At 63.8% G+C, this 13,135-nt stretch carries 13 protein-coding genes; 5 read left to right on the top strand and 8 right to left on the bottom strand.

The window, feature by feature from the left end; translation table 11 throughout:
- The first annotated feature begins 123 nt into the window (after nt 1-123).
- A complete protein-coding gene (gene lpxD / locus CIT39_RS18925) occupies nt 124-1,191 on the top strand; it encodes a UDP-3-O-(3-hydroxymyristoyl)glucosamine N-acyltransferase (RefSeq protein ID WP_094977712.1) in 1,068 nt (355 codons plus the stop codon).
- Nucleotides 1,188-1,649: a 3-hydroxyacyl-ACP dehydratase FabZ gene (gene fabZ, locus CIT39_RS18920; RefSeq protein WP_028141522.1), complete on the top strand. Its 462-nt coding sequence runs from the start codon at nt 1,188-1,190 to the stop codon at nt 1,647-1,649. Before lpxD ends, fabZ begins: the two co-directional genes overlap by 4 nt.
- Nucleotides 1,650-1,681: 32 nt before the next feature.
- Here fabZ and CIT39_RS18915 read toward each other — a convergent pair whose 3' ends face one another.
- Nucleotides 1,682-2,044: a KTSC domain-containing protein gene (locus tag CIT39_RS18915; RefSeq protein WP_094977871.1), complete on the bottom strand. Its 363-nt coding sequence runs from the start codon at nt 2,042-2,044 to the stop codon at nt 1,682-1,684.
- Between the two features lie 176 nt (nt 2,045-2,220).
- Here CIT39_RS18915 and lpxA point away from each other — a divergent pair, with 176 nt between their 5' ends.
- Genes lpxA through lpxB form a run of 3 tightly spaced genes read left to right on the top strand, consistent with a single transcriptional unit; the run spans nt 2,221 to nt 5,061 of the window.
- Nucleotides 2,221-3,012, top strand: coding sequence for an acyl-ACP--UDP-N-acetylglucosamine O-acyltransferase (gene lpxA / locus CIT39_RS18910; RefSeq protein ID WP_094977713.1), 792 nt, complete (start codon nt 2,221-2,223; stop codon nt 3,010-3,012).
- Nucleotides 3,013-3,031: 19 nt separating this feature from the next.
- Entirely contained in the window at nt 3,032-3,889 is an 858-nt protein-coding gene (locus CIT39_RS18905) for an LpxI family protein (protein WP_162308576.1), read from the top strand.
- A complete protein-coding gene (gene lpxB, locus CIT39_RS18900) occupies nt 3,886-5,061 on the top strand; it encodes a lipid-A-disaccharide synthase (RefSeq protein WP_094977715.1) in 1,176 nt (391 codons plus the stop codon). Before CIT39_RS18905 ends, lpxB begins: the two co-directional genes overlap by 4 nt.
- A 43-nt stretch (nt 5,062-5,104) precedes the next feature.
- On the opposite strand, the gene CIT39_RS18895 is transcribed toward lpxB, so the two are convergent.
- The 7 genes from CIT39_RS18895 to CIT39_RS18865 all read right to left on the bottom strand — a co-directional run bounded on the left by CIT39_RS18895 (nt 5,105) and on the right by CIT39_RS18865 (nt 13,089).
- On the bottom strand, nt 5,105-5,872 hold the full coding sequence (locus CIT39_RS18895) for an RICIN domain-containing protein (RefSeq protein ID WP_140479938.1): 768 nt from the start codon (nt 5,870-5,872) through the stop codon (nt 5,105-5,107).
- Nucleotides 5,873-6,492: 620 nt separating this feature from the next.
- Nucleotides 6,493-7,935: a DUF1254 domain-containing protein gene (locus CIT39_RS18890; RefSeq protein WP_094977717.1), complete on the bottom strand. Its 1,443-nt coding sequence runs from the start codon at nt 7,933-7,935 to the stop codon at nt 6,493-6,495.
- A 213-nt stretch (nt 7,936-8,148) separates the two neighbouring features.
- Nucleotides 8,149-8,916: an SDR family NAD(P)-dependent oxidoreductase gene (locus CIT39_RS18885; RefSeq protein WP_094977718.1), complete on the bottom strand. Its 768-nt coding sequence runs from the start codon at nt 8,914-8,916 to the stop codon at nt 8,149-8,151.
- Complete coding sequence (locus CIT39_RS18880) at nt 8,913-10,022, bottom strand: ABC transporter ATP-binding protein (protein WP_094977719.1); 1,110 nt, start codon at nt 10,020-10,022, stop codon at nt 8,913-8,915. Before CIT39_RS18880 ends, CIT39_RS18885 begins: the two co-directional genes overlap by 4 nt.
- 10 nt (nt 10,023-10,032) lie before the next feature.
- Nucleotides 10,033-10,890: a carbohydrate ABC transporter permease gene (locus CIT39_RS18875; RefSeq protein ID WP_162308575.1), complete on the bottom strand. Its 858-nt coding sequence runs from the start codon at nt 10,888-10,890 to the stop codon at nt 10,033-10,035.
- On the bottom strand, nt 10,883-11,806 hold the full coding sequence (locus CIT39_RS18870; protein WP_162308574.1) for a carbohydrate ABC transporter permease: 924 nt from the start codon (nt 11,804-11,806) through the stop codon (nt 10,883-10,885). Before CIT39_RS18870 ends, CIT39_RS18875 begins: the two co-directional genes overlap by 8 nt.
- The gene (locus CIT39_RS18865) at nt 11,803-13,089 is read right to left on the bottom strand and encodes an ABC transporter substrate-binding protein (RefSeq protein ID WP_094977721.1); all 1,287 of its coding nucleotides are present in this window, start codon (nt 13,087-13,089) and stop codon (nt 11,803-11,805) included. Before CIT39_RS18865 ends, CIT39_RS18870 begins: the two co-directional genes overlap by 4 nt.
- Nucleotides 13,090-13,135: the final 46 nt, after the last annotated feature.

Here is a 13,135-nt window from a genome sequence, read left to right as displayed (position 1 = left end):
TCAGCACGGCATGAGCCGGCCCCCGGTTGGGGCCGGTCCTCAAAAAGATCGTGCTCAATCCGTGAGACAAGGCATGATGCGGCTTGACCGCTTCATGCCGAAGCCGGACCGCGACGGGGTGGAATGGCGCAGCCGACCTTCTTCACAAAGCCGCCTGCCTCGACGCTGGCTGACATTGCCACGCTGACCAAGGCGCAACTGGTCGATCCCGCCAGGGGCGGCCACATCATCACGGGCCTGGCTTCGCTGGACGAAGCGGGCCCGATGCATCTGGCGTTCTTCGACAACCTCAAATACGCCGACGAGCTCAAGGCGACCCAGGCCGGCGCTTGCCTGGTGAGCCCGCGCTTCGAGGCCCAGGTGCCGGCGCATGTGGCCGTGCTGCGGGTGGCGCAGCCGTTCCGGGCCTTCGTCAGGATCGCGCGGGAATGGCACGGCGAAGCGCTGAGGCCGCAATCCTGGGTCGGCAATGACGGCATCGCGCCTTCGGCGATCATCGATCCCTCGGCCCGGCTCGAGGACGGCGTGATCGTCGATCCCCTGGCCGTGATCGGTCCGGATGTGGAGATCGGCAGCGGCACGGTGGTCGGCGTCGGGGCGGTGATCGGGCCCGGCGTCAAGATCGGCCGGGACTGCAATGTCGGCGCGCGCACCGCGATCCAGTGCGCCCTGATCGGCAACAACGTGCTGATCCATCCCGGCTGTTCGATCGGCCAGGACGGCTATGGCTTCATCTTCTTCGGCCCCGAGGGCCATCTGAAGGTGCCCCAGACCGGGCGGGTGCTGATCCAGAACGATGTCGAGGTCGGCGCCGGGACCACGATCGACCGTGGCAGCTTGCGCGATACCGTGATCGGCGAGGGCACGAAAATCGACAATCAGGTCCAGATCGGCCACAATGTTACGATCGGCCGGCACTGCCTGCTGGCGGCCCAGATCGGGCTCGCGGGTAGCCTGACCATTGGCGACAACGTGGCACTTGGAGCGAAGGTTGGCATCAACAACCACCTCAAGATCGGGGATGGTGCCCAGGTGACCGCGATGAGCGGCGTCAAGGACGACATCCCGCCGGGCGGCCGCTGGGGTGGTTTTTTCGCCAAGCCGACCAAACAATGGTTCAAGGAGATCATCGCGGTGGAGCGCTTGGTACGCGACAGCAGGGCTGATCCGAAGAATGAGGAACGGGAATGACGGAGGAATCACCTGTCAAGTTCGAGCTGGTGGACATCAATGCCATCCTCCAGACCCTGCCGCACCGCTTTCCCATGCTGCTGATCGACCGCGTGATCAACATCCGCGCCGACTATAGCGGCATCGGCATCAAGAACGTCACCTTCAACGAGCCGGCCTTCCAGGGGCATTTCCCGGAGCGGCCGGTCTATCCCGGCGTCATGATGATCGAGGCGATGGCGCAGACCGCGGGCGTGATCGGCATCAAGTCGGTCGAAGGCACCGACAAGCCGCGGGCGGTCTATTTCCTCACCATCGACAAGTGCAAGTTCCGCAAGCCGGTGCTGCCCGGCGACACCATCGAATATCACATGCGCTCGCTCGGCCGCCGCAAGGCCATGTGGTGGTTTCACGGCGACGCCAAGGTCAACGGGCAGGTGGTTGCGGAAGCCGACGTCGGCGCCATGCTGACGGACTAAAGCGCCTTCGAGCGAAGGGACCCGGAGCGAGATCAGCTGTGCAGGACGCGCTCTCGCGCGCGGTACGCGTGGCGACCGGGGCAGGCGTAGCGGCCGGTCGTGACATCCCGCTTGATAGTCTGGTTGAAGAACTGGCCCATCGACGGGGCGCCCAGGAGGCGCTCGACAGTGTCCGCCGTCACGCCGCAATAGCGGTCATAGGCGCCGTTCGCCGCGACGATAAGGTGTTGCTGCGCGGGGTCGTAACAGACCCGCTGCAGCACCGTGCTGCGGGTGATGTCGCGGCATTCGAAGGTCTTGAGATCGACGACGCGATGTTCGGCGGTCTCGACCTTCTCGGACACGATCGGCGCGGTCGCCAGCTGTGCGAGCAGGATTGCCAGGGCCCTGACCACGATGACTTCAAGCTCCACATGAACGCGTTGAGGTGCTGCGACGGCCGGCTCATCCGGTGCCTGAAACACGCCGAGATGATACGTCACTGGACAGATTGGGCATAGTCGCGCTAACCACCGGAAAGTTGAGCGACTTCAACACCTAATCAGACCTTCTTGATGAGTCAGATTGCTTGATGAGTAAGATTGATCCTACCGCGCGGGTCGAGGACGGCGCCGTGATCGGCGAGGGCACCGAGGTCGGGCCCTTCTGCATCATCGGCCCCCACGTCGTGATCGGCAAGAACTGCAAGCTGATCGGTCACGTGCACATCACGGCGCAGACCACCATCGGTGACGATTGCACCATTTACCCCTTCGTCTCGCTCGGCACGCCGCCGCAGTCGCTCTCCTATCGGGGCGAGCTGACCAGGCTCACGATCGGCTCGGGCTGCACCATCCGTGAGTCCGTGACCATGAATGCCGGCACGGTCGCCGGCGGCGGCATCACCACGGTCGGCGACCGCGGTTATTTCATGAACTGCAGCCATGTCGGCCATGACTGCCATGTCGGCAACGACGTGATCTTCGCGACCTCGGCGACGCTCGGCGGTCACGCCGAGATCGGTGACTTCGTCTTCATCGGCGGGCTGTCAGCGGTGCACCAATTTACCCGCATCGGGCCGCAGGTCATGGTCGGCGGCGTCTGTGGCGTGCGCGACGACATCATTCCGTTCGGGCTGGTCAACGGCCAGTATGCGGTGCTGGAAGGCCTCAACATCATCGGCATGAAGCGGCGCAAGTTCACCAAGCAGCGGCTGGCGACGGTGCGCGGGTTCTACCAGAAGCTCTTCCATGGCCCCGGCACGTTCGCCGAGCGGCTGGAGGCATCGAGGCCGCTCGCGGGCGAAGATCCTGCGATCGCCGAAATTCTCGACTTCATCGGCAAGGGCAAGCGTCCGCTATGTCTTCCCGCCCTCGGAAAGTGATCCGGGGATGGCCGCGGACATGACATCTTCGGCGTCGGAGATTGCATCTCCGGTCGGCATCGTCGCCGGCGGCGGCGCGATGCCGTTCGCGGTCGCCGACTCGCTTGCCGCCCGCGGCATCACGCCGGTGCTGTTTCCGCTGCGCGGAGCCTGCGATCCGGCGCAGGTGGAGAAGTTCCGCCATCGCTGGATCTCGGTCGGCCAGCTCGGCCGCGCGATGCGGCTATTCCGCGAGGAGGGCTGCCGCGACCTGATCTTCATCGGCACGCTGGTGCGGCCCTCGCTGACCGAAATAAGGTTCGACGTCACGACGCTGCGCCTGCTCGGCAACGTCATCCGCGCCTTCCGGGGCGGCGACGATCACCTGCTGTCCGGCGTCGGCCGCATCCTCGAGCAGGGTGGCTTTCGCATGGTCGGCATCAAGGACGTCGCGCCCGATCTGCTGATGCCCGAGGGCTGCATCAGTCGCGCCTGGCCGAACGACAACAGCAAGACCGACATCGCGCGCGGTCGCGCGGTGCTGACGGCGCTCGGCCCGTTCGATATCGGCCAGGCTGCGGTGGTGATCGACGGCCACGTGGTGGCGGTCGAGGACATCGAGGGCACCGACGCGCTGCTCGCGCGCGTCGCACGGCTGCGCGAGGAGGGGCGCATTCGCGCGGCCGCCGGCCGCGGCGTGCTGGTCAAGGCGCCGAAGAGCAACCAGGATCTGCGCTTCGACCTGCCCACGATCGGCCCGCGCACTCTCGAAGGTGTCGCGGCGGCCGGCCTTGCGGGCCTCGCCGTCATCGCCGGCAACACCATCGCCGCCGAGCCGCAGGCGATGATCGCGCTGGCCGACGCGAAATACCTCTTCGTCATCGGTCTGCCGGCGTGATGCAGTCGCGCGATCCCAAGCGCAAGATCTTCCTGATCGCCACGGAGGAATCCGGCGACCGGCTCGGCAGCGCCTTGATGAAGGTGCTGCGCCAGCGCCTCGGCGATGGCGTGCAATTCGTCGGCGTCGGCGGCCGGACCATGGCGCGCGAGGGGCTCGAATCGCTGTTTCCGATCGAGGAGCTGTCGATCGTCGGCTTCGCCGCGGTGGTGCAGCAATTGCCGAAAATTCTGCGGCTGATCCGCGAGACGGCCGACGCCGTGACCGAGGCCGCGCCGGACGCGCTCGTCATCATCGACAGCCCCGATTTCACCCATCGCGTCGCCCGCCGCGTGCGCGCGAAGAATCCGGCGATTCCAGTCGTCGATTACGTCTCCCCGCAACTCTGGGCGTGGCGGCCGGGGCGGGCGCGGACCATGCTCGGTTATGTCGACCATGTACTCGGTCTCCTGCCGTTCGAGCCCGAGGAGTACCGCAAGCTCGGCGGACCGCCCTGCAGCTATGTCGGCCATCCCTTGGTCGAGCAATTGCCCTCGCTGCGGCCGAATGCGGAGGAGCAGGCGCGCCGCGATGGCCAGCCGCCGGTGCTGCTGATACTGCCCGGCAGCCGTCGCAGCGAGGTCCGGCACCACCTCGACGTCTTCGGCGCGACACTCGGCCGCTTGCAGGCCGAAGGCCGCGCGTTCGAACTGGTGCTGCCGACGATGCCGCATCTCGAAGCCACCATCCGCGAAGGCATCGCGAATTGGCCGGTCAAGCCAAGGGTCGTGACCGGCGAAAACGAGAAGCGCGCCGTGTTCCGCGTCGCGCGTGCGGCGCTGGCCAAATCCGGCACAGTGACGCTGGAACTGGCACTGTCGGGGATTCCGATGGTGACGGCCTATCGCGTCGGCGCGATCGAGGCCTTCATCCTGCGTCGCGCGATCCGCGTGTCCTCGGTGATCCTTGCGAATCTCGTGATCGGCAGGGATGTCATTCCGGAGTTCCTGCAGGAGGACTGCACGCCGGAGAAGCTGGCACCGGCGCTGAGTGACGTGCTGACGGATTCCCCGCTGCGGCGGCAGCAGGTCGAGGCGTTTGCCCAGCTCGATCGGATCATGTCGACCGGCAACAAGTCACCGAGCGTGCTGGCGGCCGACATCGTGCTGGCGACGATGCGGAAGACAAGGTGAGCGAGCTAGACTTTGTTCTGATCGTCCAATTGCGGAAAAGGCTCTACAACAAGCCCGGTTGGCTCCAGCTTTGCTGGATTGTGCCGTTGCACTGCCAAAGCTGCACGATCCCGCCGTTCTGATGCAGCATCGGTGCATGAACGTCGAGACACTTGCCGCCACCATTGCGCAGTTCCAGCCTGTTCTGCCGCCAGTTCTGCTGCGCGCTGTTGTTGCAGTCCCACACCTGGATTCTGCCGCCGTTCTTGTGGATCTCCGGAAGATTTGCATCAAGGCACTTTCCGGCAAGGCTGACGATGCGGCCGCCATTGATCGACCAGAGTTGCTGGTCCGAGCCGTTGCAGGCCCACACCTGCACCCGTCCACCATTCACACGCTGGTTCGGCGCATCGACGTCGAGGCAGAGCCCGCCGCGGCTTTTGATCGGCATAGGAATTGGGCCAGTGCATGGATTGCGCGGGTTGCCGCATGATGCACCGTCCCAGCTTGTGCATTTCGAGCTGCTCGCAAAGTTCTTATCGCAGCCTTGAACAGAAATCGAATAGAGGACGCCGGGCTGGTAAGGGGTTAGGTAAACGAAGCTCTTGTCACCAGCGCGCTCGACTTGCTTTTCGGGCCCGCCATTCGCCGACCAGCGGATGTTGTAGTGATGGAAGCCTCTTGTGTCCCACCTCGCCACAATATGTCCGCCCTCGACGCTGATTGCCGACCCCATATTGACATCTTCGAACGCTGAAGCGGCATTTGGCGAAATCGACGCGAGCGTGAAGCTAAGCGTCCCGAGGACGAGACAAAGGTAGCTATTCTGCACCGTGCGTTACTCCTCAGATTGGCGGCTCGATCCGAAGGGGCAGCTTTCCGCGTGTGTCTCCAGGAATATACATCCAGAGCGTCGCTCGGTCTGTGAATGCATTCACACGCAGGTGGCCAGGAGCACAATTTACAGGAGTGAACACACATGCTTCGCGGGGGGCGCTTGAGCTGGTCGCGCCGACATGGTTTTCAGGACGATCTAGGCGACCCTGTTCGACGGGATACGGTCGTCCTGTAGCCGAACGACCCGGCAGGCAGCGAGATCAGTGGGCTCGCCAGCCGTCATCCTTGATCTGGACCGTCGCATTTCGACAGGTCGTGGAATCCAGAATTGCTAAGCGCCCCACCATTGCGGGTGAGTTCCGCAGGCGACCTGCTGGGGCGCGATCCTGCGCGTGCCGGATCAGGAAAGGCCTTCCAGGCTGAACTGCTGCAAGGCGCCGATTGGTCCGCGATATCGAGGCGGACGGCTATCGTGCCAAGACCCGGAGGTCTGCTTTTGGCTGCTAGCTGACCTTCACGGCGATGTGCGCTGAGGGCCGCTTGGGACCCGAAGCGGACAACACGAGAACCGATATCATCGCAACGATCGGAGGAGGACGTCGCGACCTGCGTCTTCTATGAGACCCTTTTCACGCCGGGGGGCCGCCACGTCCCTTCGCCCGCCGGTAGTATCGAAGGTGGCGTAGGTTTAGGCCAGTATAGGCGCATCACGAGATAAATTTTGTCATCCGGTGCTGGAAGCCAATTTGCCTCCTTATCCGCGCCCGGGCTTTCCTTTTGAATGTACAGCGTCAGCGATCCGTCTGCGTCCTTTTTCATCGCTGGTAACATTGGGGAGTTGATGAGGTAGCGATTGATCGGGTTCTTGACCAAAAGCTGGCTCTTGCCATCGTACATCGTCACTGACCAAAACGCATTCACTGGCGGCAACTGGCCGGGTACGAAGGTGATTGCGTACTTGTGCTTGCTACCGTCGAGCGGCTCACCTGCCGCGTCGGTTCGGGTATAGGGGTACAATGCTTCTACGGCATCGTTGCCCAAGAGACCACCTTTGGCAGACCCAGCCCGCATCACCCAATCGCTGTTGTAGAACGCCTCATCGCCAAAGAACGAGCCGACGTTCCAGCCATTGATGTTTTTGTTTCCGCTGGCCAACCATTTGTCGACCTTGTCGTCGCCCTGCTTCATGGCCACCAGGATTGCGGCTTTGTGTTCGAGCGATAAGTCCTTGAACTCGAAGGTCTTGCCAGGGCCGATGCCGATCTTCGCAAGTTTCGCGCGGATCGCCTTGTCCCTTGGCGTCTCCGGGACGTATTGCAGGGCAGCATCGAGATACTGGAAGAAGTTGTCCTTGATCCCGGCGGTGTTGGCAGAAACGAAATCAATCTTCGGGGCGGCGGACGGGGCGGGTTGCTTAAGGAACGTGGAAAGCGACTGGGCCTTGTAGCCGGCCTGAATTTTCTCGACGTTCGGCATATCGCCGGGGTTGAAGAGTTGAGTGCGGATAAGCGCGAGCGGGAACGGCGTCGTCGATTGAAACACCTTCTTGATCCCAGTGGGTGCTACACCCTTCCAGTCGGGGCCGACCACCAGATAGTCGCCACCCTCGGTCCCCGTGGCGCGAGTGCCGATATAGCCAAAATTGTAGGTGTTGCCGTCGATGAGTTGGACCGCGTAATAGCGATCCTTCTCCACCATTGGCACCGAGACAACCATCGGTTCGGCACGCAAATCTAGCCAGATGAACGAGTAAGGGGTGTCGCTGTTGGGCGTGATGACGGCCGTATCCTCAGGCGTGGCGACATGGTGCAGGCTGTTGATTTCGTTGAACGGCGCTTTGAACTGTCCGGAGTTCTTGTCAACGGCGAACTCTTGCATGACTGCATAATACATCACGAGCGGTAGACCGTAGATGAAGCCTTCTTCGGCGATGTCCTTGGCCTCTAACAGACTGGGCCATCCGGCTTTGTCCTGGGCAAGTGCTGGGGTCGACATCGCCGTCGTGGCGACGAGTGCGGTCATCGCAGCAGAGCGAAGCAGATCGCGTTTCGTGAACATCTGAACGATTCCTTCCGGTTCGCAGCTTGTGGTCGAGCGCGCTTAGGTAGGCACGAGAAGGTTACACGCCTTCCGGGAGGGTTGACAGTGCAATAACGGGCAATTCAGTACGTCGGTATGTCCGCCTATTGGCCCAAAGGCGACCAGCCTCAATGTTTGCTCGACGTCTGCCTCAGAGAGCAACGCGGACCAAGACGAATTCGTCTGCACAGCCTAGGCAAGGCCGCCATCGACCCGAAAACACTGGCTGGTGATGCGCTGGCTTTCGTCGGAGGCGAGGAACAGCGCCATGTTGGCGATGTCCTCCGGCGTCACTGCATCCGGAACGGCCTGGCGCGAGCGCATCTCGGCGATGACCTGATCGTCCGGATACCACAGCCGGCGCTGGCGCTCGGTGATGACCATGCCCGGTGCAATCGCGTTGACGCGGATGTGGTCGGGGCCGACCGACCGGGCCAGCGAGTTGGTGAACCCGACGATCGCCGCCTTGGCCGCGGCATAGACCGGGAGCGCCGGGGCGCCGCGCATCCAGGCGATCGACGACATGTTGATGATCGAGCCGCCGCCGCGCGCCTGCATCTGCGGCACGACGGTCTGCGCGGCAAAGAAGACGTGCTTGAGATTGACCCCGATCGTCCAGTCGAACTCGGCGGGCGTCACTTCGCTTAGCACCTGGCGTTGATCGTTGGCGGCATTGTTGACGAGGATTGCGGCGTCGCCGAGCGCGCCGTGAACCTGCGTCATCGCGGCGCGCAAGGCGTCGATGTCCAGGAGATCGCAGGGCACGAACAGCGGTGGGGTGTCCGATGCCGCCGACACCTCTGCGACCAGCGCGCGGCCGGCCGCTTCGTCCACATCGAGGAACGCAACGCGCGCTCCTTGGGCCGCGAAGGCGCGCACGAAGGCGGCCCCGATGCCGCTGGCGCCGCCGGTGATCAGTACGACGCGGTCAGCAAGTCCGGAATAGCTCGTCTTTGTCATGCGATCAGTCGCTCCGTCTCGGGGTCGAACAGGCAGATACGGCGCGTATCGAGCGCAAAGGGCGCCGCCATCCCTGGCGGGGGGCGGATGTCAGGCGTGATGCGCGCCAGCGCGGACTCGCCGCCGAGCCGCAGCAGCACGATGGTTTCGGCGCCGGTGGGCTCGACCATCTCCACCGGCGCGTGGACGACGATGGGCGCATCGGCGGAGAACACGCGGTTGCCCTCCGCGATGCATTCCGGCCTGATCCCGAACACCACCTCGCGGCCGAGATAGGGGGCTGCCGCATCGTATCCCTGTAGACGAAGACGAACCTCGTCCGGCCGCCCCGCGCCGATCACGACCACGGGCCCGCCGGCGTCTGCCTCGAGCCGCGCCGGCATGGTGTTCATCGGAGGCGAACCCATGAAGCGCGCGACGAACAGATTGGCGGGATAGCGGTACACGGTATCGGGATCGGCAAACTGCTGCACCACGCCGCGATGCATCACGGCGATCCGCGTCGCCATCGTCATCGCCTCGATCTGGTCATGGGTGACATAGATGATGGTCGCGCCGATGCGCTGGTGCAGTCGCTTGATCTCCATGCGCATCTCGACGCGCAGTTTCGCGTCGAGATTGGACAGCGGCTCGTCGAACAGGAAGAGCAGGGGATCACGCACCAGCGCGCGGCCCATCGCCACGCGCTGGCGCTGGCCGCCGGATAATTGCGAGGGTTTGCGGCCGAGCAGCGGCTCGATCTGGAGCAGTCTGGCGACGTTCGCGACCGCCTTCTCCTGCTCGGCCTTGGGGACGTGACGGCATTCCATGCCGAAGGTGATGTTCTGGCGTACCGTCATCGACGGGTAGAGCGCGTAGGACTGGAACACCATGGCGATGTCGCGGTCTTTCGGCGGGACGTCGTTGACGACGCGCCCGCCGATCTCGACGGTGCCCGCGCTCGGATGATCGAGCCCGGCAACGATGTTGAGCAAGGTGGACTTACCGCAGCCGGACGGCCCGACCAGCACCGTGAACTCGCCGCTTTCGATGTCGAGATCGATCCCCTTCAGCACCTCGAGATTGGCGTAGCGCTTGGACAGGGCGCGAATGCTCAGTGCTGCCATGACAACTCCATCATTTCACGGCCCCGGCAGTCAGGCCGCGGACGAAGTATTTGCCGCCGAGGAGATAGATCAACAGCGTCGGGAGCGCCGCGATGATCACCGCGGCGCTCTGCACGCCATGCTGCGGGATGTCCGCGACGGCGGCGGACAGCGCGATGAGAGCGGCGGTGACGGGCTGCTGCTGGCCGCTCGTGAACGTCACGCCATAGAGGAACTCGTTCCAGATATGCGTGAACTGCCAGATCACGGTGACGACCAGGATCGGCGGCGAGAGCGGCAAGATGATGCGCCAGAAGATGCGGAAGAACCCGGCGCCGTCGATGCGCGCGGCCCTGATCAATTCATGGGGAATGGCGACATAATAGTTGCGGCAGAACAGCGTGGTGAAGGAGAGCCCCTGGATCGTGTGGATCAGCACGAGGCCGGCGAGCGTGTTGATGAGACCGATGTCCCGCAGCACGATGGTCCAGGGCAGCAGGCGCATCTGCTGGGGAAGGAACAGGCCGAGGGTCACGATGCCGTAGATCCAGGTGTCGCCGCGAAAACGCCAGAGCGACACGGCGTAGCCGGCGATCGCACCGAGCAGGGTCGAGAAGATCGTCGCCGGGATCGTGACGAGCGCGGAGTTCAGCATGTACGGCCGGATGCCGGCGCAGGTCTCGGCGACGCAGAAGCCGCTCCAGGCCGTCAAATAGTTGCTCCAGGCCCAGTGCTGCGGCCAGCCGATCATCGAGCCCTGCGCGATCTCCTCGTTGCTGCGGAGCGAATTCAGTACGACGACGGCGAGCGGCGCAAGCCATGCTGCAGCGATCAGCAGGACGACGAGGTAGATCAAAATTCGACTTGCCACGAAGGAGCGCTCACGCATGAGCGGCCCGCCGTCGCTGGACGTATCGCCACGCTGCATACGGCAGCAGCACCGCGAGCAGAATGAGCAGCATGAGGACCGCCGCCGCCGCGCCTCGGCCGAGCAGGCTGCGCTGGAACATCAGGTCGTAGACGACCAGTGCCGGCAGTTGGGTCGCGATTCCCGGGCCGCCATTGGTGAGCGCGCGGACGAGGTCGAACGTCGAAATCGCAAACTGCAACTGGATCACGACGACGGTGATGGTGATCGGCCAAAGCGACGGCAGAATGATGCGCCGGTAGATTCGAACTGGCCCGGCACCGTCGATCTGCGCCGCCTTGATGATGTCGGCGTCGACGGACCGGAGGCCGGCAAGGAACAGCGCCATGGCGAAGCCTGAGGATTGCCAGATCGCAGCGATCACGATGGTCCAGATCGCCATGTCGCGGTCGATCAGCCAGTCGAACTTGAAGGAGGCCCAGCCGAGGTCGTGGACCAGCTTCTGGATTCCAAGGCCGGGATTGAGCAGCCAACTCCAGACCGTGCCGGTGACCACGAACGACACCGCGAGGGGGTAGAGGAAGATGGATCGCAGCACGTTCTCTCCGCGAATGCGCTGGTCGAGCAGGATTGCGAGGGCGAGGCCGGTCACCAAACTCAGCAGCACGAAGGCGCTGCCGAACAGCAACAGATTGTCGAAGGCGATCTGCCAGTTCCGCGATGCCGCGACGGCCGAGTAGTTGCGTAACCCCACCCAGCCCGAAACCGGAACGAGCGTGGACGGCGTGAACGAGATCCAGACCGTCCACAGCGAGAACGACACGAGGTGCGCGGCGGACAGCAGCAGCGGCACCCAGATCATCAGGTATTCGGGCAGCCGGCGCACCCATTCGGGAAGCGCCGGCCGGCCCGGTCTTATCGAGACGGCATTGCTCAACGTGCGCCCTCGACGGCCTCGGCGAGGCGCGTGGCTGCCTGGCCGGGCTTGATCGTCTTGTCCTTCACGTACTCCGTAATCACGTCGATCATCGCAGCCGTCATGCCGTTTTCCTGCGCCATGTTGTGCGCCATGCTCAGAAGGGCTTGATTGCTTGCGATAGCGCTCTTGAGGGCGGCCGAGGTCGTTCGTTGCCCTTCGGACCAGCCTTCGCCAGACAGATCGACATCGGTGCGAACAGGGATCGATCCCGTGATCTGCGAGTACATCGTCTGGATCGCGGGATCCATGACGAGCTGGGCCATCAGTGTCTGGCCGGCTTGCAGGTCCGCCTCCTTGCGCTGCCAGAAGATGAAGGCATCGGCGTTCAACAGGAACACCGGCTTGCCATTGTCGCTGGGGCCTGGTGCGATCAGGAAGTCCTCGAACTTGAAGCCGGCGTTGCGCAATACGCCCTGCGCCCAGCCGCCCATGATCATCATGCCCATGTTGCCGTCGACGAAGCGCTTGAGGTTGGTCGAGAAGTGCTGGGCGCCGACATTGGGATCCATCCAGTCGGCGATCTTGCGTACCTGTGCGAACGCGGCCTTGATCTCGGGTCCCTCCAGGGCCTTCTTCTCGAGATTCATGATGGCGGCGCGATATGCGAGGGGACTGATGCCGGCGAGAGCGGCCTCGAATTTTTGCCCGTCATCCGGGCGGGTGCCGCCGTTGGCGATGGGAGAGGCGACACCGCCTGCTTTCATCTTTTCGGCAAGATCGTTGAAGTCAGCCCAGGTGACGGGAATCTTGTCCGCCTTGGCCTTGTCCATCGCGCGCTTGGACAGGAACAGCATGTTGGTGCTGTAGATCTGCAACGGCAGTGCGATCCATTTGCCGGCCGGCTTGTGCAGTTTCGCAAGGTCCGGAGCGACGACCTTCTCGTAGCCGGCGGCGGCGACGACCGCGTCGAGATCGACAGTCGGGGCGATCTTCGACCAGGCTGCGATCTCGGGACCCTTGAGCTGCGAGCAGGCCGGCGGATCGCCGGCCATGATCTGAGCGCGCAGCTTGTTCATCATCTCGGTGGTGAACCCGGGAACGGGCGAGTGCTGCCAAACCCCGCCTTTCTCCTCGAACTTCTTGCCGAGCGCGGTAATGGCCGCCCCGTCGCTGCCCGCGGACCATTGCGAGATCGCGGTCAGGCGCGGCTTGACCGCGCCTTGCGCGCGGGCAAAGGCCGGCAGTGCGAGCGCGGCGGCAGATCCAGCGAGCAGACGGCGCCTTGTTGTCGTGATCGGCATGGCAGTTCCTCCCGGTGTGAATTCTCTTGCGTGCGAGCCGCGCAGC

It is taken from the genome of Bradyrhizobium symbiodeficiens, from assembly GCF_002266465.3.
Classification (GTDB): Bacteria; Pseudomonadota; Alphaproteobacteria; order Rhizobiales; family Xanthobacteraceae; genus Bradyrhizobium; species Bradyrhizobium symbiodeficiens.
This window is presented reverse-complemented; position numbering and strand designations above follow the sequence as displayed.